Annotated in this window: 21 protein-coding genes and 1 riboswitch; of the genes, 4 read left to right on the top strand and 17 right to left on the bottom strand. The window is 43.3% G+C overall.

What is annotated here, in order from left to right:
• The first annotated feature begins 11 nt into the window (after nt 1-11).
• The gene (gene bioB, locus N8M93_RS12160) at nt 12-1,004 is read left to right on the top strand and encodes a biotin synthase BioB (RefSeq protein ID WP_261132206.1); all 993 of its coding nucleotides are present in this window, start codon (nt 12-14) and stop codon (nt 1,002-1,004) included.
• 218 nt (nt 1,005-1,222) lie between these two features.
• Here the strand turns inward: bioB and N8M93_RS12155 are convergent, their stop codons facing one another.
• The 6 genes from N8M93_RS12155 to N8M93_RS12130 all read right to left on the bottom strand — a co-directional run bounded on the left by N8M93_RS12155 (nt 1,223) and on the right by N8M93_RS12130 (nt 8,096).
• Nucleotides 1,223-2,491 (bottom strand): glycosyl hydrolase family 18 protein, encoded by a 1,269-nt coding sequence (locus N8M93_RS12155; RefSeq protein ID WP_261132204.1) that lies wholly within the window; start codon nt 2,489-2,491, stop codon nt 1,223-1,225.
• Nucleotides 2,492-3,034: 543 nt separating this feature from the next.
• The gene (locus tag N8M93_RS12150) at nt 3,035-3,748 is read right to left on the bottom strand and encodes a hypothetical protein (protein WP_261132202.1); all 714 of its coding nucleotides are present in this window, start codon (nt 3,746-3,748) and stop codon (nt 3,035-3,037) included.
• 20 nt (nt 3,749-3,768) lie between these two features.
• Nucleotides 3,769-5,022 carry an MFS transporter gene (locus N8M93_RS12145; protein ID WP_261132200.1) on the bottom strand — a complete coding sequence of 418 codons (1,254 nt, stop codon included), beginning with the start codon at nt 5,020-5,022 and terminating at the stop codon, nt 3,769-3,771.
• A 107-nt stretch (nt 5,023-5,129) separates the two neighbouring features.
• The gene (locus N8M93_RS12140; RefSeq protein WP_261132198.1) at nt 5,130-5,690 is read right to left on the bottom strand and encodes a pyridoxamine 5'-phosphate oxidase family protein; all 561 of its coding nucleotides are present in this window, start codon (nt 5,688-5,690) and stop codon (nt 5,130-5,132) included.
• Nucleotides 5,691-5,704: 14 nt separating this feature from the next.
• Nucleotides 5,705-6,841: a serine hydrolase gene (locus tag N8M93_RS12135; RefSeq protein ID WP_261132196.1), complete on the bottom strand. Its 1,137-nt coding sequence runs from the start codon at nt 6,839-6,841 to the stop codon at nt 5,705-5,707.
• A 13-nt stretch (nt 6,842-6,854) separates the two neighbouring features.
• Nucleotides 6,855-8,096, bottom strand: a complete 1,242-nt coding sequence (locus tag N8M93_RS12130) for an MFS transporter (protein WP_261132685.1) — start codon at nt 8,094-8,096, stop codon at nt 6,855-6,857.
• A 193-nt stretch (nt 8,097-8,289) separates the two neighbouring features.
• On the opposite strand from N8M93_RS12130, the gene N8M93_RS12125 reads away from it, so the two are divergent.
• Nucleotides 8,290-8,712 carry a hypothetical protein gene (locus tag N8M93_RS12125; RefSeq protein ID WP_261132194.1) on the top strand — a complete coding sequence of 141 codons (423 nt, stop codon included), beginning with the start codon at nt 8,290-8,292 and terminating at the stop codon, nt 8,710-8,712.
• 420 nt (nt 8,713-9,132) lie between these two features.
• Here N8M93_RS12125 and N8M93_RS12120 read toward each other — a convergent pair whose 3' ends face one another.
• Nucleotides 9,133-9,390: a hypothetical protein gene (locus N8M93_RS12120; protein WP_261132192.1), complete on the bottom strand. Its 258-nt coding sequence runs from the start codon at nt 9,388-9,390 to the stop codon at nt 9,133-9,135.
• 289 nt (nt 9,391-9,679) lie between these two features.
• On the opposite strand from N8M93_RS12120, the gene N8M93_RS12115 reads away from it, so the two are divergent.
• Together N8M93_RS12115 and N8M93_RS12110 are read left to right on the top strand one after the other, a co-directional pair.
• Nucleotides 9,680-10,306: a metal-dependent hydrolase gene (locus tag N8M93_RS12115; RefSeq protein ID WP_261132189.1), complete on the top strand. Its 627-nt coding sequence runs from the start codon at nt 9,680-9,682 to the stop codon at nt 10,304-10,306.
• A gap of 241 nt (nt 10,307-10,547) precedes the next feature.
• Nucleotides 10,548-11,240, top strand: coding sequence for a diphthine--ammonia ligase (locus N8M93_RS12110; protein WP_261132186.1), 693 nt, complete (start codon nt 10,548-10,550; stop codon nt 11,238-11,240).
• Nucleotides 11,241-11,536: 296 nt separating this feature from the next.
• On the opposite strand, the gene N8M93_RS12105 is transcribed toward N8M93_RS12110, so the two are convergent.
• From N8M93_RS12105 to N8M93_RS12060, 10 genes are all read right to left on the bottom strand, one after another.
• Complete coding sequence (locus tag N8M93_RS12105) at nt 11,537-12,517, bottom strand: aldo/keto reductase (protein WP_261132183.1); 981 nt, start codon at nt 12,515-12,517, stop codon at nt 11,537-11,539.
• Between the two features lie 175 nt (nt 12,518-12,692).
• The gene (locus tag N8M93_RS12100; RefSeq protein WP_261132181.1) at nt 12,693-13,130 is read right to left on the bottom strand and encodes an NUDIX hydrolase; all 438 of its coding nucleotides are present in this window, start codon (nt 13,128-13,130) and stop codon (nt 12,693-12,695) included.
• A gap of 150 nt (nt 13,131-13,280) precedes the next feature.
• Nucleotides 13,281-13,787, bottom strand: coding sequence for an SRPBCC domain-containing protein (locus tag N8M93_RS12095; protein WP_261132179.1), 507 nt, complete (start codon nt 13,785-13,787; stop codon nt 13,281-13,283).
• 338 nt (nt 13,788-14,125) lie between these two features.
• Nucleotides 14,126-14,857 carry a twin-arginine translocase subunit TatC gene (gene tatC / locus N8M93_RS12090; RefSeq protein ID WP_261132177.1) on the bottom strand — a complete coding sequence of 244 codons (732 nt, stop codon included), beginning with the start codon at nt 14,855-14,857 and terminating at the stop codon, nt 14,126-14,128.
• Between the two features lie 221 nt (nt 14,858-15,078).
• A complete protein-coding gene (gene tatA / locus N8M93_RS12085; RefSeq protein ID WP_221563447.1) occupies nt 15,079-15,261 on the bottom strand; it encodes a twin-arginine translocase TatA/TatE family subunit in 183 nt (60 codons plus the stop codon).
• 18 nt (nt 15,262-15,279) lie between these two features.
• Complete coding sequence (locus N8M93_RS12080) at nt 15,280-16,899, bottom strand: PhoX family phosphatase (RefSeq protein ID WP_261132683.1); 1,620 nt, start codon at nt 16,897-16,899, stop codon at nt 15,280-15,282.
• A 367-nt stretch (nt 16,900-17,266) separates the two neighbouring features.
• Nucleotides 17,267-18,706 carry an MDR family MFS transporter gene (locus N8M93_RS12075; RefSeq protein ID WP_261132174.1) on the bottom strand — a complete coding sequence of 480 codons (1,440 nt, stop codon included), beginning with the start codon at nt 18,704-18,706 and terminating at the stop codon, nt 17,267-17,269.
• 444 nt (nt 18,707-19,150) lie between these two features.
• Nucleotides 19,151-20,386 (bottom strand): homoserine dehydrogenase, encoded by a 1,236-nt coding sequence (locus tag N8M93_RS12070; protein ID WP_261132172.1) that lies wholly within the window; start codon nt 20,384-20,386, stop codon nt 19,151-19,153.
• Nucleotides 20,387-20,440: 54 nt separating this feature from the next.
• Entirely contained in the window at nt 20,441-21,760 is a 1,320-nt protein-coding gene (locus tag N8M93_RS12065) for an O-acetylhomoserine aminocarboxypropyltransferase/cysteine synthase family protein (protein WP_261132170.1), read from the bottom strand.
• Between the two features lie 34 nt (nt 21,761-21,794).
• Entirely contained in the window at nt 21,795-22,877 is a 1,083-nt protein-coding gene (locus tag N8M93_RS12060; protein ID WP_261132168.1) for a homoserine O-acetyltransferase, read from the bottom strand.
• A 98-nt stretch (nt 22,878-22,975) separates the two neighbouring features.
• Nucleotides 22,976-23,087, bottom strand: a riboswitch (SAM riboswitch).
• Nucleotides 23,088-23,554 lie beyond the last annotated feature (467 nt).

Here is a 23,554-nt window from a genome sequence, read left to right as displayed (position 1 = left end):
GGAGTGTAGATATGACAACAAAGTGGAACGATCTAGCAGAACGTGTCATTGCTGGCGGAGAAATTACAGATGAGGAAGCATTGTCGATTTTGGATACTCCAGATGAAGAACTGTTGCTTTTACTCCATGCAGCCTATCAAATCCGGAAAACCTACTACGGAAATAAAGTGAAGCTCAATATGATCATGAATGCAAAATCAGGTCTGTGCCCAGAAAACTGCGGCTATTGTGCGCAGTCAATCGTTTCGGAGGCTCCGATCGATTCTTATCCCATGGTCGAAAAACAGACCCTCCTGGATGGAGCAGAACAGGCCCATAAAATGAACGTCGGTACCTATTGTATTGTAGCCAGCGGACGTGGTCCGACGAATCGCGATGTCGATACCGTCGTGTCTGCCGTCGAAGAAATCAAAGGAAATTACGATCTGAAAATTTGTGCATGTTTGGGGATTCTCAAGCCTGAACAAGCCGCACGATTAAAGGCTGCTGGCGTCGATCGTTACAATCATAACTTGAATACCGCCGAGACGAATCACGATAACATCACGACCTCCCATACATACGATGATCGTGTCTCGACTGTCAATATTGCAAAAGAAGCAGGTATTTCTCCATGTTCCGGTGTCATCGTCGGCATGAAGGAAACGAAAAAGGAAGTCGTCGATGTCGCACGCAGCTTGAAAGTGCTGGATGCAGATTCAATCCCAGTCAACTTCCTGCATGCAATTGATGGAACACCATTGGAAGGAACGCATGAGCTGGAACCGAGGTATTGCTTGAAAGTGCTGGCGCTGTTCCGCTTCATCAATCCTACAAAAGAAATCCGCATTTCCGGTGGTCGTGAAGTGAACTTACGAAGTCTACAGCCACTTGGTCTTTATGCAGCGAATTCCATATTCGTCGGAGACTACTTGACAACAGCCGGCCAGGAAAGCACGAAGGATCATGAAATGCTCGAAGACCTCGGCTTTGAAATCGACTATGTCAAAATGCCCGTTAACTGAATCCTATAAAGGAAACCAGGCAAAGCCAAGCCATGGTTACATATTGAGCCGTAGTTCCTCGAAAAAGCAATTGCTTTTCCTTCGTGCGGTGTATTGATTCCGAAGTCACCAGCTTGTTAATACTGAAGGAAGTATTTTGAAAAAACACGAATGTGTTTTTTAAATTGGAAAGAGCCCCTTGAGAAGGAGGCTCTTTTTCTTGTGTGTGATCGTGAAAATCATTTAATGACTTCAATATTTTTTGCGAGATACGCCCAGTTCTGGGGAAATCGATAGCGCAGTCGCCAATAGGTAGCGCCGAGCAGATTATAGACTTCCATTTGTTTATACTTTGCGACAAAACTTCGGATGTCCTCGAACCACACGGCATGTTCAACATTATTTTTCCAATACCTATACCCTGGTGATTCAGATTGAAGGTCATACTGGATCGGTGACCAATTAGCGATAGCCAGGTTTTGTGCATTGTTGGCCGTAAGTGATCCAGCCACACTCCCCTCCTGATGAGGCAAAGTCCAATCGTATCCATAAAGCGCCATCGCCATCATTACTTTTCGCCGGTTAATTTGACCTGTCGCGTACATCAATACCTGTTCGACCCACCATGTCGGTGCAATCGGATCCGGTGGGCCGATCGAGTACCCATAATCATATGTCATGACCGTAACAATATCGACTATTTCACCAATTGCTCTGTAATCGAGAAATCCGACCAATCTGTTCGTCGGCAGATCACTGCTCTTTGCATGAGCATTGACCTGCAGGATCCGTATACCAAGTGCTGCTTTCAATTCCCGTAAAAAGGCTGTGAACTCATTTCTTCTCGTTGGAGGAACGAATTCAAAATCGATGCTGACTCCAGCAAAACCTTTGGTGTTCACTGCTGTGACTAGATTTCTGATAAGGACACTTCGGGTTGTAGTATTTTGTAAGACCTCATCCGCCAATTCAGGACTAAAAGTACCTCTTTCGTAATTACTGATGACCAGCAATGGTTTGATATTCAACTGTTTACTCGTCTGGAGGATCGTTTCATCATTCGGCTGGATGAGAGCTCCTTCGCGGTTGAACGTGTAAGTGAAAATCGCTAGGTAGGTGATACTTCCGGAAATTTCTCTTAAGTAGTCCTGATAAGGGGATTGATCCGAAGCATCTATGAAAACAAGAGATTGCATCGGGTATTTCAATATTGTTGGAATGCGGATTCTTTCACCTATTCGAAGGGCATTTGGATCGATTCCGGGATTTGCTGAGATGATAGCCTGGATGGTTGTTTGAAATTGCAGGGCTAGCCTCCAATATGTGTCCCCCGCCCTTATTTGATAAAACCTCTCTGGCGGATTCAGATCTGGGAGGTAAAGGTTCAAACCGGGAACGAGCGCATCCGACACTAGTCCGTTCACCTGTTTAATCGTAGGGATCGGCACCCCATACATACTTGATATCCGCCACAATGTATCCCCGTAAACAACTGAGTGAATTGCCATGACCAACCTCCATCAGCGTTCTGCCCTCTTTTATAAGTTTATTAGAAAAAGATGAAGGTCATGCTGGCAATCTGATAAACTTGGAGATTAAGTACTCGAACATAGTCTCAGTCGGGGTATGCTCGGACAGGGATCGGGGGATCAAGGGAAACTGTCCGATGTTGCACCCTCTTCGGACAGGAGGAGATGAAATCAGCGACAATCTGTCCGATGTTGCACCCTCTTCGGACAGGAAGAGATGAAATCAGCGGGAAACTGTCCGATGTTACACCCTCTTCGGACAGGAAGAGATGAAATCAGCGGGAAACTGTCCCGTAATAGTGCATTTCGGGACAATGACTGGTAAAATCAACGCTTCTCTGTCCCATATAAGTGCGTTTAGGGACAGAGACTGGAGAAAACATCGCTCTCTTGTCCCGTATTAGTGCGTTTCGGATAGATTCTGGTAAAAAAATCGCCTCCCTGTCCAAATAAATGCAATTACACGAGAATCAATCAATAGCCTCTATAGTTTAGGCAGACCCAAACCATTCAACAGCTAAATCACTCAACAGATAACTTCGTGTGCTCAAAAAATTCAGCTTCTGGTTTCATTATTTTAGTCCCTTTATGTGAGCGCAGATACACTTCATTATCAGATTCATAATGAACCTCCACTTTTAAACCACCGATCTCCAGGAGGATTTTCTTCTCCCTCGTTTCGATTGCATCGTTCCAATCCAAGCTGGAATTGATAAGATGAACAATTTCTTCGATGTTTTCCTGATCTTCTATTTCACGGCATTCCTGATCGTCTACCTTTTCATAGATACAAATCGATTCAGGGTTTACTCCAATCCATTCAGTAGAGGTATAGTGCATCGTCTTGTCAAAGTTCACTTCAGTTTCGTCATTATGTTTATTATAAGAAGCCGACAAGTTAAGGACGCCATCAAATCCATCCTTGATCCAGGTCGAACGAAATCCGCTCCAGTCATTTTCTCCATCAGAATCATCAAGCGAGGAACTATCATGTTCCAGCACCCAGCCGTTTGCAGGTAGTTTTTCCAAATAAAATTTATAGATATCTTCCCAATGATCATCTTTTAAGATGTAAGAATTTCGATACGGTTGCAATCCTTTGTATAACGGTAAATCATCACGATTTTCAGGAATGATCGACATCCCTTCATATGTATCATTCGTCATTTTACCGTAAGCAAAATACCCGCTGGACACAACGAGTAAAACTACCAATCCAGCAATCCACTTTTTCATAAAATACCCCCTACTATCATTTAACCCGCTTGCTTCATTTCAACCTGTTGTTTACGAGCATCCAGCCCAGGTGTGATCATGTAGTAAATCAGTGTGCCGCTCAGTCCGACAGTTGTAATCAGGATTGCCATGATACCTGACGGAAGGATTGCGCCGAGCGTGACAGTAATGGAAACGATCAGCATTGCCAGGTTGTATTGCAACCCGTTAAAAGCCATATACGAACTTCTTGCATCATCAGGTGGAATTGAAGCCATGTATGACTGCTCCACTGGGACCCGGCAAACTTCTCCGATTGTCAGGATCGCCATCATGATCAATAGCAGGACGATACTATTCGAATAGGCGATTACACCATACCCGACCGTGAAAATGAAGCAGCTTCCCACGAGCACGGATCTGTCTTTGAACGGGGCGATCAGTTTCGTGGCAAACAATGCCATCAACGCAACAAGAATCGTATTTTCACTACGTAAAAACCCCATCATCTGAACTCCGTCAATCTCCCAAAACAAGAACTGTTGAACCGGCATTTCCGCACTCAAACGGATACCGACATAGTTCGTCAACTGGAACTCCATTGATAAAATCAGTACCCCAGCGATTACATAAAGAACAAACAACTTGTCGTGCAGCACTTTTTTATAATTCGAAAATAATTGCAGGACATGTTCTTGCGGTTTCAAAATTGTGCTGACAGGCGCATAGCTTTCATCGATAACAAAGGCGACAAGGTAAACCACCACTCCTGTTACGACAGTCAAAGCCAGAAATAACTGGAACAAATAATCCTTGAAAAGAAATGCCCCCAAGATCCCACCGATTGCGATCGATAGATTATTCGCCCAGTAGGTGATCGAATACATCAACCTACGCTGCTCGGGTGTACTTACATCAATAAGCATTGCAGAGTTCGCGGGTCCAGCAAGCCCCCAGCAAATGCTGTTCACTGTCATCATCATGAACGTGACTCCAGGTGAAAAGAACCATGGGGAGTTACAGAGCATCATGACGAAAAAGGCAAGCAACCGCAGCGTTTCCGCAAACAGCATGATCTTCTTCCGACCGAACTGATCAGCGAAATACCCGCCTATGAAGTTTATTCCAATCCCAATGAAAACATTGACCAACAATAACAATCCAGCCATTTTTGCACCGAAATGGACCGCTAGATAAATCGACATGAATGGAAAAATCATGCTTCCGACAAAACGACTCATGAACGTCTCGATGATCCGGATTTTGATGTTCTTGTGAAAATCTCTGAATCTCATAGTATGACCTTCTCTCTCTATTTGTTACCTCAATTGTATGGTTTTCCCGTCATTTCCGAATCATGTTACGGTATCAACTTTTCTACAACTTTGGATGTAGGACTCGATTATTCCCCAGTCAACTTCTTCCCTAGCGTTGTTTCCAGTCCATCAATCGTCTTTGCGTTCTTTTCACGTCTGTAGTTTTCGAGTTTTGGCCCTTTTTTCGTATTGGAGATGTTCAGGGTCTCCCGTTCTCCTGCAAAATCCATGAACGGAATACTATATCCACAAGAGGTTGTGATTTTATGGATGTTTGCTGTGATGATCTGCCGAGTACCTGGAAGAAGGTCGAAATGCTTCACGTATGTATCCCAGTTTTCTGAATCTGGCAGGATGACGTTGCCGGTTCCGTAGAGGCGCAGGATTCGAGGCGGTCCTTCAAACGCACAAAACATGAAAGTGATCCGACCATTCTCCTCAATATGGCCGCTCGTTTCATTTCCGCTTCCAGTCAAGTCCAAATACGCGACCTCTGTCGCCGAAAGAACACGCAAAGTATCATACCCCTTTGGCGATAAATTGACATGCCCTCCCTTAGATAGTGGTGCCGTACCGACAAAAAAGAGATGCTGCTTCTGGATAAACTCCATGTGTTCATTCTGAATCTCTGAAAATTGCTTCCCCATGATGATATGCCCCCTTAGAATTTTACAGCTTTAATTTCAGGAAATTTGAAAGGACGATCGAACATGATGTTTTCCATCTCAAGCATCACCTCATGGTGGATTTTATTCAGTGGACCTTCACTATAATCCAGATTACTCATATAGATCAGTGTGATGTCATGATCAGGATAGATGACGATGCCACTGCTGTAACCTGCACCATACCCATCATGAGTGATGATTTTACCAAGCTCCTCATCATCTTCAAGTTTCCATCCGTAACCATAACCAGCTTTCATTCCGTGATGAAAGCCATGTGTATAATGCGATTGACGACCATCCTTCAATTGTGTAGGCGTGAATATTTGGTCTAGCGTTTCCTTGCTTACAATTTTGGAAGTTGTTAATGACTCAGTCCATTTAAACAGGTCTTTGACCGTAGAACTGATTTGTCCGTCACCCTTCGCTCCATCCAAGAAGTAGACATATGCGTGCTCATCGATTCCATCCGGCAGTTCGAATCTGTCTTCATCTTTAAAATAAATATAACCCTTTGCATAGCTATCGATTGGTTCTTCCAAGCGTTGAGCATAAGCTCTGGTCCTTGACATTCCTAGAGGATCAAAAATATGAGTTTTGACAAAATCCCCGTATGCTTGCCCGCTCAACCTTTCAATGATTTCAGCCAATAAGATGTATCCTGTATTACTGTACTCGAATTTTTCATCCGGTTGCGCAATTAAATTGGGCTGATTTTCAATGAAATAATCGATGATATCCTTGTTGCATGCTATCAGATCCCGGTCCCAATGTTCTTCAAATATCTCCATATAATCAGGAAGACCCGAAGTATGCGTAAGTAGATGATGTATGGTGATCTTTTCTTCCTTATAAGGAAACTCTGGGATATAAGTAAATAACGGATCTTGTGAATTCAACTTTCCTTGTTGTTGCAATATCATGATCGCCATTCCTGTAAAAGCTTTTGACAGTGAAGCGATTTCGAACATGGTATTCTCTTGAATATCCTCATCTATATCCACATCTTCTTTTCCAAGAGTTCTGACAAAAATAGGTTTCCCTTTTTCTGATGCTAAAATGGCCCCGCTGATCAACCTTTCGTTTTCAAGATAATCAAACAACTGTTCAAGATTCTTCGTTTTCTTTGACAATCTTTTTCCCCCTTTAATGACCTTGCGTTGCGATATTGGAATCCCTGAAATATTTTGACTTCGCCGGCATAGCGGTCAACGATATCAACACTATTGCCATGAATAGCATAAGGAATGATCCTGTGACTACGGCAAACTGGACCGAAATAATTTCGACGATCGATCCGATGGCAACAATGAGTACAATTTGAAAAATGGATTGAAAAACACTGACTGTACTTACGATACGTCCCATGATTTCAATAGGTAGATTGTTTTGATAAAAGGTGATAAATCCAGTATTGGCGCCTGCCAAGGCAAATGATAGCACAAACACTCCGATGGAGCCCCCCAAAAATGAATTCGATAAAGCGTATATAACATAACCTGTGGCGGTCATCAACGTACCCGTTCCAATAAGATATCGTAATGGAAGGATAGAAACAAAGAGTGTGACACATATCGAACCCGCAATAAAACCAACTCCAGCAACACTCACTAATATCCCATAAGAACTCTCAGACAGTCCAAGTACCCTTCTTGTGAACACTACTTCAGTGGAATCCAATGCAGCAGTGAATACCATGACAATCTCAAAAAGAGCATAGACTGCCATGACATACACCGCTTTTCTACTAAACGCTATCACTGCCTTCCAATCTTCTTTAATCATTCTTACTGAGAGCCGATCAACTCCATTTACATCATCATCCATACCAGGCAACAGTGATAGGACCAGAGCTGAAAGTAAAAAAGAAAGTGCATTCATATAGATTGCAAGGTCGGGTGATCCTACAAAAACTAAAGCCCCGGCAATTGCTGGACCGATCACAAACGCGCCTGATGACATCAAATTATGTAAGGAGTTGAACCTTTTCCTCCGTTTTTCAGGTACGAGTTTGGTAATATACGTCGTGGCGGTTGGATGAAAAAATGAACTTGCCATATTGATTAAAAATACAAACAAATATATAAGTCCAAGCGAGGTGAACAATGGAATGATAGCGACGAATACAGCTCGTATCACATCAAGTCCGATCATGATCCGTCGTTTGTCGAACCGGTCTATGAAACTCCCTGACCAAAAACTAGTCAAAATCGCGGCTGCTGGTATCAAAAGATATAGACCCGCTACAGCCACTGCCGACTCATACATATTCAGTATCATTAAGTTCAGAGCGATCAGATAGATCCAATCCCCTAGGTTGGAAATACCAATTCCAGCTAAAAGTAAAGACGGGTCCTTCCATTCCTTTTTCCATGAATTTGCCCCAATTCCATCACACCTTCCAAAGAGATTTCTATTTACATTACATCAACTTCCACATTTTCACAATAGTTTATTTGAAGTTTTTGTATATAAAGAAAACTTGGCTAAGTATAAATAAAACGAGTGTGGAGCGTCACACTCGTTGTTTAGAGATAGGAGATTAGAATAGGTCCCAAACGCGTTTACAGCCGCAGCTGCTGTGCTTCTTTCTACAGTCATCGTGTTTGCCGCTGCTGTGTTTCTTTCTGCACTCACATTTGCATTCAAATTTACCGCTGCTGCGCTTTTTGTCGCACTTTTTCTTAGAATCTACAACAAAGCTTGGATTGTACTCGAAGCTACGCTTTTTCTTGCGATCGTCATGTTTGCCGCTGCTACGCTTTCCGCAGCTGCACTTGCCGCTGCTTCGCTTGCCACTGCTGTGTTTACGTTTACCGCTGCTATGCTTGCCACTGCTCTTATGATGTTTCTTGCGTTTTTTCTTTTTATCGTCCTTCTTTTTGCAGTCGCATTTATCACCATGATAAGACATTACTTCGATAAGGTTGTCCTTTTCGCTCACAAACATTCCTCCCTTCTCTATCAGATGTTACATAGTATTAAAATGGAGGTAGATTTGTAACGGCGAATATACTATTTTTAAAAGAAAAAGAGTAGTAGAAAATAGAAAAAGAGAGCGGAACGGGTAGGGTTCATCCTTACTCGTTCCACTCTCTATGAATGATATTTTCATAGTTCTTCAAACAAAGCCCAACCATAAATGAATATGCCTGTAAGGGAGACAACCCCCTGGAGGAGGGCTGCAGTCGTCAGCCGTTTGGCCAGCATCTTCTGCCACATCAGGGAATGGGGGACCTGCGAAAAGCCCAATAACGAATGCAGTAATCAATAATGATATGAATGGATGTAGTTTTCAATTTTGCCGTTATGAAAATAACGAATAGGACCTCTGATGTAATGATAAGGATGAGTGCATAACCTTCCATTCTATCACTACTATTGTGTCGATTTCATGAATGTGCTTACTTGAGAACACACCTTGTTATCTTAAGAAGATATAAGCAATCAAAGCAATGATGCTGAGAAGGAACGTTACAACATAAATGACTGTCAACACTTTCAAGTTCACTTTCAAAGATTGTGATTCATATTCATGAGAACGTTTCAATTGAGCAGAGGTCCGGTCATCTTCCATCTCGTAATCTTTACTAACTTTGTTTACTCTCTTCCCGACAATGATCGTTCCAATTAACGAAATGACACCTACCAAAATGACAACAATCATCAAGTATGTATACATCTGTATACCTCCCAAAAATAATTGTACTTTCTAGGTTTTATTATAAAGAATCTGGTGGACAAGCACCAATTTTCAGATTTATAGCGCCATGTACTTTCGGCTTGATCTATCATCCTGGATTTCCGGATTTTCACCTCTTTCCTGTAGACACGACACGTGACGGATGTCCTAATGCTTCATGAGTACAAGGACACAAAAACACCTGTTGGCATTTCTTCATGAACGCTTTTTCTATACAATGATGAATACTGCCACATTCACAATAAAATAGAGAGACAGGTGAATCATCATGAAAGGAACATCGCATCTACTTGTTGGCGGGGTTGCAGGGTTAGTCACATCCAATGCATTGGAGACTGATCCGATGACGACAGGGATTCTGATAGCCTGCGGAGGAATTACGGGGCTGCTTCCAGACATTGATGTGGATGGAACGTTAAGTAACAAAATCACGAATACGCACAAATTCATCCAAACACTTGCGCAGATCATCGGCATTTTATTGATCGTATACAGCTTTGTAGAAGGAACCGGGACTGAGAAGTGGTATGGCATGGGAACTGGTGCTGGAATCATAGCTCTTTCTACATTCATGACGAGGAGGCATATGCTGACGGTTTCCGGTTTCGGCGTATTGATTGGAGGCTTCATGCTGCAAGAAAACTGGTTATTCCTGCTCGGTATCTATATCATTGTTGCCTCATTTGTGCCCCATAGGAGTTATACGCATTCGATACTCGGAATCGTGTTTTTCGGTGTCATTGCTCGGCAATTTGAAGCTTCTATCGGAATCGAAGGGATCTTCATTGCGAGTCTTGCAGGCTATGCGAGTCATATGATCGGGGATATGAAATTCCTTCCCGTCAATAAGAAAGGCGTGAAACTCTTCCTGCCATTTTCTAAAGTGGAACTATAAAGAAAGCTTGGCAAATTCCAAGCCTTTAGCGCAGGCTGATCTTTAGCTGCACTTTATTGAAGAAAGTATTTTATACTTTGTAACCAAAGGGCTTGAAATACTAAGCTCTTTTACTTAGAAAATATCAACAGTATTATTTGACAAAGCTATTTTTAGAAAAACCGAAGGGGCTTGTTCCATTTATGTCTTGACGGGATAGAATACCGAAATACTGTGAAAAACGTAAGGGAGAAAGATATATATGGCAGAATGCATGGATTGGAAAAATGGTGCTCGCGGTCATAGATTCATAACTTCTTTCAGCGGTGGAAAGGATAGTGTCTTAGCTCTATATGAAGCAATGCTGGTTGGAGAAGCGATTGGGCTTATGGTCATGCTTGAAGAAGAAGGGAACCGTTCAAGATCCCACGGAACGCCTCCCGAGCTTATACATGCCCAGGCAAAATCTATAGGTCTACCTTTATATACTGCAGCTGCAAGTTGGAAAGATTATGAAGAATCATTTATGAATCTTTTAGAAAAAGCAAAAATTCAAGGAGCAGAAGTACTAGTGACTGGAGACCTGGACATGCCTGCTCACGGCTGTTGGCATGAAAAAGTTTCGAAGAATGCAGGTTTAAAACTTGGTATGCCTTTATGGGAAATGGATCATCGTGAAGCTGTCGATGAGTTTCTGAATCTAGGATTTGTAAGCATCATCGTAACTGTTAATTTATCACTTGGAATGCGGGAAGACGATTTAGGGCGAGCTTTAACCCATGAATACATAAAGGAGCTTGAAGCTCGAAATATTGACCCTTGCGGAGAAGGTGGAGAGTTCCATACCATGGTGATAGATGGACCGATTTTCAAACATCCCATTCCAATCCGAAAACGTGAAATTATTAAAGACGGTGAATATGCGTTTTTGCCTTTGGAACTTGCTCAGAAGTAGAGATCGCATATGGTCACCTTGTAAATTAAGCTGAATACTGTGCTCTACATGCACCTACCATACTTAATATGGGCGTGGTTACCTGGTTTTTATCTTCATCTCGCACTTAGAGCATTGGATATCTTCCACTACCCTGTCCGTTTGCTGAAAACGATTACCAATCTTTCAACATCATTTTTCTAGCGTCCTTTAGATTTTTCTATGCTCTGCTCTTTTTTGCTTTATCAAATGATAGGATGACGTTTTTTAAAAATACGACCGCCCTTTACAGCGGTCGTAACGTTTGCACGATTCTATTAATCGATCGGCAGGGGTGCAGAAGGTGAGACCAGGTTTTGGTTTCGGAGTTCCTGCCACAATTCAGATGGGATAACTTCCTGCAATGCTGCAATATCCTCTTTGACATGTGCGGAACGAGTAGTTCCTGGAATGACCGCCGCTACGGCAGGATGTGCCATTGAAAATTGCAGCGCGACGCTCTTTACACTTACTTGATATTTGGAAGCCAATTCTTGTATTTTCTGTGTCTTCGAAACAACTTCATCTGGCGCTTCTTGATATTCATAATGATTTCCTCCTACGAGCACACCGGAACTGTACGGTGCTCCAACGACGATGCCGATATTTTTCTCCGAAGCTGACGGCATTAATTTTCGTAACGCATGTTCATGGTCCATGATCGTGTAACGAGTAGCCTGTAAGCAAAGGTCTGGAATCGTTTCTTCCAGTTCAATGGCCATTTCAATCGGTTCGGTTCGATTGACGCCTAATCCCCAGGATTTGATTACACCTTCTTCACGGAGGCGAGTCAGCGTACGAAAAGCTCCTTTTCTAGCTGTATCGAACTTTGTAACCCAATCATCTCCATGAAAGTCCGGAGAAATGTCATGAACATAAACGAAGTCTAAACGATCTGTTTTCAAACGTTCAAGGCTTTGTTCGATGGATCGCAGGGTCCCATCTTCACTATAATCCTCAATGATTTTATTTTTCCGACCAAATTCGAAAAGTCCTTCTTTATCTTCCATTTTATCTGATATCACCCGACCTACCTTGGTACTTAATAAATAGTCATCCCGATCATGCTTTGATAAGACTTCACCAAGCCGACTCTCAGCTAAACCAGCACCATAAAACGGGGCAGTATCAAAATATCGCACACCCTCGTCCCATGCCGTACTGATGGTTTCCAACGCTTCTTCTTCCGGAACCTCCTTGAACATATTTCCTAAAGGAGCAGTTCCCAGACCTATTTTACCCTTTATTAAACCGTTCATTTCATTCATCCTCCTAGCACTTGACTTCGAATCATTTCGAAAGAGACTTATTAATAGAAGCCTGTTTAGTTTTTATACCTGCTCAGCCAAATAATTAAACGTTAGACATCTCCATAATCCTGCCAAAAATAAAGGCGTGATCCTTTTAGATCAACGCCACATCTGGAAAACAGATTTAAAATTCTACATAAAATGGGTGTTTGTTTTTATTCAAACTGTACTCGATTCTTTGTTTGAAGTTTCCCCAGGTCACCATTTCCAAAGCTTCCTCAATGGGAAAGAAACCAACTTCCAAACTTTCTGGAGACGTAGTCAGTTTACCACCCACTGGTCTAGCTAAGAACAATGTGTTACAAATTGAACGGTTGACATTTTGAAACACGCCACAAAATTCTAATTCTTCAATATCAATACCTGTTTCTTCTTTAGTTTCCCTGATTGCAGCCTTTTTTAGAGACTCTCCTTCTTCAACTTGTCCACCAGGCATTTCCCAGCCTCTTCTAGGACCCTTGATCAATAAAATATCCCCTTTTTCATTGATCACGATCGTTGCTGCTGAAACGATATGTTTTGGTGGTGAATATGTATTTTGAATATTTTGTTTGGAAATCATGAAACGTCCCCATCCTTTTAAGTGAATTTCGTTTTTTTGTCTCTATAGATAGACGAAACTATGTTTAATTAGTTACAAAACTACTTAATCGTAAATAAGAAAAATGGACGCAATCCGAATCTTGAATTGCGCCCGGTGGTCCACCATTGCTTACCACAGGTTTGCTTCTGATTCCTCTGACAGATAATTTTCTAATTGATTAAAAGTACCTGAAAATCCTTCATGAACCATATCTTGAGATTCTTCAAAGGTTTTAAGTTCCCCTTCGGTTGCTGATAAAGGAGTCACAATCGCTGTAACCGTTGTTTTCCCTTCGTCCTCGATGAAAGTCATGCTATTCAAGGTTTCCAAAGGCCAATCTGCGTTAAAGGGCGCACGTACAATGTTACCTTCCTCATCAGAAAAGAAACTGGTATAGACGATTTTCTCTGGTACAATAATTTCACGGTATACAAATTTGACCCACATTTCATCACCGTCAGCAGTTTTCTGGCTGTAATGGAACACACCCCCCGCACGGAAATCCGATTTATAAACATTAAACGTCCATCCTTTTGGCCCCCACCAATTCTGTAAATGTTCTGATTCGGTGAATGCCTTGAACACAAGTTCACGTGGAGCATTGAAAGTATGAGTGATTTTGACTTGAGTTGACATTGTGTTTCCTCCAGTAATTTTAGTTTTCACATTCTTGTAAACTCAAAAAATAAAAAACAAAGCTGTCGAATTTTCTTCTAGTTTTCACTTTCCATACAACACCTACCTTTTTTAAATATTTTTCTACATATTTAATATACCACTAAGGGAATATTCCCGTAAAGGAATTTTATATAAGTTGTCCGGATTAAATGCTAGAAGAAAACTTGGCAAAACCAAGTCTTAGCGTTGGCTGAGCCTTTGTTGCCCTTTATTGCAGAAAGTTTCCCCGCACAAAAAAACGCAAGTGATTTCGTAGTGAAACCACCTGCGTATTGGGTGAAATTGTACATATTCCTTTAGTATTCCGCGTTCCATTCTTGTTCACGCTTTATTTTTTTCCGATAGACGAAAGCAGAGATCGTGATACTGATTTCGAATAAAACGACAAGACAGACGAGTACTAAGATATCAGATAAAAAGTCTGGCGGTGTCAATACAACCGCTAGAACCGTAAAGACGAAATAACAGATCTTTCTTGATTTTTTCAGACGTGCAGGATTCAAGATCCCCAATGCTGTCAGGAAAAGGACGACCACTGGCATTTCAAACAGGAACCCGAATGGCACCGTCATTTGGAAAAGGAAATTGAAATATTTTTCTGTCGTATAGAACATCTGGAATCCATCATCCGATAGTCCTTGCAGGAAATTGAGCACCGTTGGAAATACGATCGCATAACCGAATCCGATCCCGACGATGAACAATAGGAATAATGCAGGAATCAACATCAGCGTCGCCTTCTGCTGGGTTGCCTCTAAAGCTGGAACAACGAATCGCCACGTATGATAAGCGGCCATCGGGATCGTGAGGCTGATCGCCACCACGCCGGCAATCTTAAAATAGATCCATAGAATATCAGTCGGACCGAGCAGGGCAAGCTCCGTATTCAAATCTCGTACAAGCCATTGATAGATTTGTTCAACGAAAATGAATCCAATTATGAAAAATGCCAGGAAACTTGCTCCGACAATGAGGATCCGTTTCCTCAACTCGCCAAGATGATCGACAAGTTCCAATTCTTGAGCCATCTTCTCAGCTCCTTTCTACCTGTACCTTATAAAGAAAACTCGAGCTTGGCCAAGCCTTAGGCTGAGCCATAAGTTCCTCGAAAAAGCAATTGCTTTTCCTTCGTGCTTTGTATTGCTTCCGAAGCCACCATCTTGTGTACTTATACTGAAGAAAGTACTTTCATACTTTCTTCAAGTGTAAAAGAAGAAAAGAGGATGCCCTCTTTTCTCACAGATTAGAGTTAATTTTTCTTTTCTTTTGCGCTGGAGTCATCTGAAGAGACGAGGTCTTTCGTCGCGTTTTTGAATTCTTTCAAAGTGTTTCCGAATGCGCGTCCGATTTCTGGCAATTTAGCTGGTCCGAATATGACGAGTGCAATGATCAAGATCAGGATCAATCCTGGAATTCCTATATTGAATGGCATGATGCATTCTCCTTTCTATTAAAAGCCTGTGATTGCGACAACACCAGGACGAGGCATAGAATCCCCAGCTCGATGCGGCCACTTGCTTGTCGGTTTTGTAAGGTCTTCGGTTTCTTCACCTGGGTGCTGAATAGATAGGAACAATGTTTTCTCATCAGGAGTAAATGATGGTCCTGTCAACTCCGCTTCAACCGGGGCTGAAGCGAACTGGTACGCAACACCTTCATCTTGCCCTTGTGTCGGGATTGCGAACATGCCGTTGTTCCCGAAAGGCTCCCAAATCGTACTGTTCAGCTTGCTGCTTGAAATATCAGTGACTGTCCAAAGGTTTCCATCTTCATCAAATGTCAGATTATCAGGTGCACTGAACCCGCTCTGGATTCCACCTGCAGCAAAAATCGAGAATTGGAATTCAAGCGAACAGTGATCTTCATTCTTCTCAAAAAATCTTGTAATGTGTCCGTGCATGTTTCCGTGGTTATCATTGTTTGTATGAGCGATGAAGATCGTCCCGTCAAACGGACTGATTTCCACATCTTCAGGACGATCCGTCGGTGTACCACCAACTAGAAGCGCAGCATCATGGCAATTGACGACTACATCAGCCTGGGTATGGAACTTGTCCAATGCTGATTTGTCATTTCCTGCCGCTTTTTTGACTTCTTCAATCGTGAGCGGAACCCACGCGCCTTTACTGAAATCAGCAACATACAGCGTTCCTTTTTCTAAAAGTTTCGCGTTCTTTTTACCAGCCTTCGGATCGTATTTTCCTTCACTGATGAATTTGTACACGCAAGCATCCTTCTTGTCATCACCCATGTAAACGACGACACGACCATCATTCGCGAGTCCCATGCTTGCATTTTCGTGGTTGAAACGACCAAGTGCCGTGTGTTTGCGGACCTGGAATTTATCATCGAAAGGATCCACTTCAACGACCCAGCCGTAATGTGTGTCATCGAGGTTTGCTGCTTCCGCAGTATCCTCGTAGTTCTCTTCACAAGTAAGCAACGTGCCCCAAAGTGTTTTTCCGCCGGAACAATTCGCAAATGTCCCTTGTACTTTCGAAGCTCCTCCAACCGCTGTTGATCCTTTTGCAGGACCGGTGAGGGCAATTGGTGTCAAACCAGTAACACGGCGGGCATATTGTGAAGCAGTATCCATTTTCCATCCGTCATTACCTTTGACGACTTCAATGATTGATCCACCCTGGTTGTAGAGTGCTTTTTCAATTTGTGCTTTCGAGTAGCCATCTTCTATTTCTTTACCGAACACGAACTTGTCATCGACGTATTCATGGTTTACCCATAACAGTCCGCGCTCGTCTTCAGCTTCAATCGGGAAAAATAATGTGAAATCATTGTTGAACCCGAAAGTGTCACCTTTTGAGTTGATCCTGTCACCATAAGCCGCGACGACGTTATAAGAGAATCCTTTTGGTAAAACGAGGTCGTCCTTACTTGTCGGTTCGATCGGTTTGAACTTCAAAGGACCCATCTTCGGTATCTTTTTATTCGGTTTGTGGAAATTGCCTTGCCGTGCATTGACTTTATCTGCGATTCCATCTAGTCCAGTGCTGGCTGCAGCTAACGCCACCGAACCAGTACCTAGATATGTGAGGAATTTTTTTCGATCCATTTTTGTTGACAACCTTATCCACTCCTTATTCTATGTCTTACAAATCAAATGATAGAGTGAAGTTGTTAAGTACATGTTGAGGAAGTTTAAAAGATTGATGGATGGAGGGTGTTGTGGGTATTTTTTTACCAGATTCAAGGCAGAATCAGGGTTTCAGCTCCGGTATTTTTTTGAAAAAAATTCTATCAGAGGATTTTTGTCCAAAAATCTATCAGCTATTGTTTAGAACGTAAAGGAATTCTTAAGAAAGGATTACTAATATTGCGTAGAACACTTGGGAAATCGATTAATCTGTTCGCTTTTCTGGATATTCTGTTCACTCCTTTAAGAGGAAAGACCACCTCACTTTGTGAAGGTGGTCTAATCATTACCGATTCACTTCTGTTGTTGTAAAATCTGGTGCAATGGCTTTTCTGATGAAGAGTGCAACCACAAATGTTCCGATACACAACGCAAGTGCGAACCAATAGGCGTGATGTACACCTGCTGTCATCGCTTTATCCAGTACTTCTTGTGTGATTCGACCTGTTTGTCTTTCAAGATAACTCGTTTGTCCCTGGCTCATGATACTGACGAAAACCGATACACCAAGCGCACCGCCTATCGGCTGCAACGTATTCGCAATCGCCGTGCCATGTGGATACAGATGTTTCGGCAATTCATTCAGTCCATTCGTTTGGGCCGGCATCAGGATTGCTGAGATTGACAGCATCAAGACGATATATGCAACGATGAACCACCAGATTGGAATGGACGGATTGATGTTGCTGAAGAAAATCATCACGCCAACCAAAACGAGCGAAGCCGGAATGATCAGCTTTCTTGGCCCGAATTTATCGAACAACGTCCCCATTACAGGGGACATCAAACCATTCAACAAGGCACCAGGCAACAGCAATAATCCCGCAATTTTAGCCGAATATCCGAGAGGTCCCTGAAGGTACATCGGCATGACGATTTCAGAGGCGAACATCGCCATGATGACAACCACAAAGATTGTGACACCACGCGCGTAATTTTTATAAGCAAAAACCCTGACATCCAGCAACGGCTCATCGATTTTCAATTGCCGCCAAACGAATAAAACGATGCTTGCTAAACTGATCCCTATGATTAAAAGGATTTTGACAGATGAAAAACCTTCTCCACTTTCCCCTGCACTGCTGAACCCATAGACGATTCCGCCGATCCCGATCGTGGAAAGGATGATCGACAGCACATCCGCCTTAGGGCGTGTGACTTCCCCAACGTTTTCTAAGTATTTCATTGCAAACAGAATTGAAAATACTGCGAAAGGGATGACAGTGATGAACAGCCAACGCCAACCTAAGAAATCGACGATAACGCCAGAAAGAGTCGGTCCAATGGCTGGTGCGAACATGATGACGAGGCCGAATATCCCCATGATCCGCCCGCGTACCTCAGGCGGGTACAGCAACAGCAAGGCATTCATGATGACAGGAATCAACAAGCCCGTTCCGACCGCCTGGACCATCCGTCCCGTCAACAGCATAGGAAAATTCATTGCACAAGCAGCTATCACCGTCCCCGCTAAAAAGATCGACATGACCCCAATGAACATCTGCCTTGTCGTGAACCATTGGATCAGCAATGCGGAAATCGGCATCAACACACCCATTACGAGCATGAATCCCGTCGCCATCCACTGGACAGTAGGGGCTTTGATGTTGAATACATGCATCAGCTCGGTCAAGGCGATATTAAGAAGCGTCTCGTTAAGAACAGCGAAAAAAGCACCAATCATGAAGGTGACAAGAATGATTCTCGTATTGATTTTTGTTTCCATATTATCCCCCGAAACGTTTTACCATAATTAAACACTTATCCATAATCCATTATTTCAATCCGGACTGCAAGTAATAAACCTCAATCATTATAAAAACCTCCTATTCAATCTGAATAGGAGGTCAAACGAATATACAACAACAAGAAAGCTAAGTTCGAAGTTCACTTCCTTATTGAATATATTTGCATGAAAAAAGTACAGATTAATCCTATTCAGAATCATTTCGTATCGGTGACGAAGTTTTTCCTGTCAATAGGATTATGAAATCATGTACTTTTTCACCCTTCCATTTTTTGATAGTTCCATGATAAAGACATTCACCAATAAAGTCAATCTTGAATGATAGGTCGATTTTCCCTTTTATTTACCGCTCTCCTTATGCACTAACGCTAGGTAAATAAAAAAGACAGCTCGTTCATCCGAGAATGAAGAGCTGTTCTTTCGTCATGCTGTTGCGATAGCTTTTTTTACTGGTTGTGTTGGTGTGCCTGAGAACGGGTAGACTGTCAGGTCATTGTCCTTTGCTTTCAGTTTTTTGATTTCACGCCCTGTCGCCTGGATGAGTTTTCCGGTAACCAAATCATTCTGATCTTTGATTGTTTCCTCCACAAGTGTAATCCCTTCGAATTGTTCAGTGGAATTGCCGATCACGAACCATGTCTGTTCTTGCTCATCCACATCATGCAGGAGCTTCACTACTTTTGCAACCGGTGCATGATGGACGGAATTGAACACGTTCACAAGATCCTCGATGATCGCACTTGCAGTCGGCAGCTTTCCTGCACCTGGTCCCTGCAGCTTCAACTGCCCGACGAGATCCCCCGTAATGACAACAGCGTTATCTACACCTTCCACCGAAAAAAGCGGATGGTCTTCTGAAACGATTTTCGGTTCCACATCAATTTTCAAAGCACCATCTTTATAAACCAGCGAAGCGACATGCTTCAACCGGAAACCGAACGATTCGGCTAACCGGATATGGTTCAGGGAAACCTTTCTTATCCCTTTCCGTTCAATCCATTTCCATTCTGGCCGCTGTCCGAACAATAATTCAGTAAGGATGACGATTTTATAGAAAGCGTCGTATCCATCCACATCATTTGATGGATCAGCCTCGGCGTAACCCTTGTTCTGTGCTGACTGCAGCGCGTCCAAAAAGGCCGACCGTTTATTGCGTATTTCACTCAAAATGTAATTGGACGTGCCGTTCAGAATCGCTTCGATTTTCACCACGGAATTTACCTGCAGCAATTGATGGAGTGTCCCGATGACAGGAACGCCGCCGGCAACAGAGGCTTCATATGAGATTTCCACATTCTTCTCTTGCGCTTTTTGCTTTAGTTCGCGCCCCTTATGTGCAAACAGTTCCTTGTTCGCAGTAATGATATGGCAGCCTTTGTCAATCGCTCTCGATAGGTAGGTATAACCAGGCTCGATCCCGACAATCGCCTCGATTACGACATCTAGATTGGGAATAGCGAGGATTTCGTCAAAATCAGTTGTTACGAGAATCTCTGGAGCAATTCCTCTTTCCTTCGTAATATCATTGACTAGAATCCCTGCCAATTCCACCTTCTTGCCAAGAAGTGACTCCAAACGTTCCTGATAGTTTTCGATGATTTCATAAACCCCGCTGCCGACTGTTCCAAATCCAAGCAGCCCAACTTTAATGCTCCCCACTCTTTCCCCTCCTATATCAGTGTGATTGTTTTGGCAGATATTTTTTCAAAAAGTTCAGCTGTTCACTTGTTGAACCTTGGATGTTAATCCTGTTGCTGCTTCAATCGCTTGTTCAAGGTCTTCGATCAGATCGTCGACGTTTTCGATGCCGACAGACAAACGGATGAGGTCTTCTGTAACGCCAGTGGATGGAAGTTCTTCCGGTCGCAGCTGTTGGTGCGTCGTACTTGCCGGATGTATGATCAAGCTTTTCGCATCCCCGACGTTCGCAAGGTGTGACCATAACTCGACATTGTTGATCACCGCTGCACCTGCATCCCGACCACCTTTGATTCCGAAAACGACCACCGAGCCAGCGCCCTTCGGTAAGTATTTATTGGCAAGCTGCTTGGACGGATGATTTTCCTGCTCTGGATAAAGCACCCAATCGACTCCCGGATGCTCCTCGAGATACGCAACGACTTTCCGAGTATTCGCAACATGTTCTTTCACTCGCACATGCAACGTTTCCAGGCCAAGTGCCAGTTGGAAAGCGTTGAAAGGACTTAACGCTGCCCCAGTATCCCGTAACAGTTGGACGCGTGCTTTTATGATGAAGGCAAGTTCCGGTAGCGCTTCGGCATACACGATTCCGTTATAACTATGGTCAGGTTCTGTAAATCCAGGGAACTTCGGAGAATTCCAATCGAATTTCCCAGCATCGACAATGATTCCTCCCATTGTTGTTCCGTTTCCGCCAAGCCATTTTGTTGCTGAATGGACAACGATATCTGCACCATGTTCAATCGGTCTTAACAAGTAAGGTGTTGCTAGTGTGTTGTCGACGATAAGCGGAATGCCAGCTTCATGCGCGACTTTCGCGACCGCTTCGATATCGAGGACATGCAGCCCTGGATTTCCAAGCGTTTCAGCAAAAATCGCTTTCGTATTCGGAGTGATGGCACGACGGAAATTCTCTGGTTCTTTTGGATCGACGAAATGCGTTGTAATCCCATGTTTCGGCAGTGTCGTCGAAAACAGATTGTACGTTCCTCCGTATAACGTGGATGCCGATACGATTTCATCACCGGACTCCGCAACATTGAATATCGCAGCCGAAATCGCTGCCATACCGCTTGCGAAAGCTAATGCCGCAGGTCCTCCTTCAAGCTCTGCAACCCGCTCCTCCACTACATTGACCGTTGGATTCCCGATCCGTGAATAGATATAGCCTTCTTCTTGCAGTCCGAAAAGATTTGCAGCATGGTCGGTATCCTGGAATTTGTAGGCGTTCGACTGGTAGATCGGCAGTGCTCTCGCTCCTGTTACCGGATCCGCTTCAAGACCTCCATGTACCCCGACTGTTTCAAAACGATACTTTTTCTTTTCACTCATCTCAATCACTCCTCATAATTATTTTTAAAATCACTTATGCTTCTAATCTTGTATCCTCAACGGCTAGTTCAGCCAATCGGTCCTCTATGATGTGCCCCCATTTCTCGAACTCGACCAGGAATCCATCATGACCGAATTTCGAATCCACTTCATAAAACTCAGCAGCACCACCTAACTGTTGGATCCTTGTAACGAACTCCTGCATTTTTTCAGGCGGATAGAGCAAATCCCGTGTAAAACTGATCGCAAACACTGGAACATGAAGATGATGCAATGCATTTTCGAGACCGCCTCGCTCACGACCCAGATCATGACTGTTCATCACTTCAAGAAGTCGGAGATAACTATGCGCATCAAAACGCTCGGTCAACTTCTCTCCCTGATAGGATAAGTATGATTCAATGTCATAGGTGGACAGGCCATCTTTTATGATATGATTCCGATCGAAACGCTCTTCAAAAAGTACGTCGGATCGGTATGTGATCATCCCAATCATCCTCGCCAGACTCAACCCATGTTTCGGAAGCTGTCCTTCATCCCAGGCTGGATCTTGCTGGATCGCTACGCTCGAAATATGATTGAATGCAATGGCGTAATCACTGAACTTTGGTGTGACCGCAATCGGAAAGATGCTGTCGAGGAAATCTGGATACATGATTCCCCATTCAAGCACCTGCATCCCACCGAGCGAACCGCCAATAACCGCTCTCAAATGATTGATTCCTAGTATATTCAATGCTACGAACTGCACTTCAACCAGATCGCGAACTGTCAAACCAGGGAATTTTCCTCGATAAATTTCACCGTCATCAGGATTCGTGGACGCCGGTCCGGTTGATCCGTCACAACCGCCGAGCACGTTGAATGTGATGACCTGATAACGTCTCGTATCGATATAACTTCCATCACCGACCAAGCCATCCCACCAGCCTGGATCATCTTTTGTACCGACAGTGTATTGATTACCGGTCAACGCATGACAGACCAGGATGACGGGGGCATTACGAAGCCCGCATATTTCATAGGCGAGCTCGATCTCATCAAGCTTTTTACCGGATTCCAGTGTGAAATTCGGGATTTGAACCGCGCCAGTTTTATAAAAATTAGGGTTCCCCACTGCAAGGTGCCTCCTTTACTTGGATTTGAACATTTCTTTGCAAATTAAAAAGCCTCTCTGATAAAGACAGAGAGGCCAAATTATAAATACATTTGTCTCTCTCATCTTCCGAAGCGCACAAACGCTTCGCAGGAATTAGCACCTTTCAAACCGAAGTTTGATGGTTGCCGGGCTTCATCGGGCCAGTCCCTCTGCCTCTCTTGATAAGAGTTGATAATCAATTTAATTTTTAAATTATTTGAATCTTAGCATGCTACAAAAAACGTGTCAATATCGAATTTATGTTTTTTATCCAGATCGTTAGCGTTTGTCATCCTTGTCCTTCCGTAGTTTTAAAGGGGGATTCTTAGTCTTTATAGAGCTCAGAAAATTAATTTTTAAAAAAAGAATGAGGGAGTTGGACCAACTTCGGACACAGTGGAGAGATTTCAGCTGCACTCCGTCCGAAGGTGGACCTTCTTCGGACACGATCAAAGGATTCAAGCTCCACTCTGGCCGAAGTCAGTTCATTAAGGGACAAGAGCAAGAGGAATAAGCATAACCCTGTCCCTTAACAGCTCCTTAAGGGACAGGGGCAAGGGCAAAATGCAAATCTCTGTCCCTTAACAGCTCTTTAAGGGACAGGGGCAAGGGCAAAATGCGTATCTCTGTCCCTTAACAGCTCTTTAAGGGACAGG

This window comes from Bacillus sp. Marseille-Q3570 (genome assembly GCF_946151055.1).
Taxonomy (GTDB): Bacteria; Bacillota; Bacilli; order Bacillales; family Fictibacillaceae; genus Pseudalkalibacillus.
This window is presented reverse-complemented; position numbering and strand designations above follow the sequence as displayed.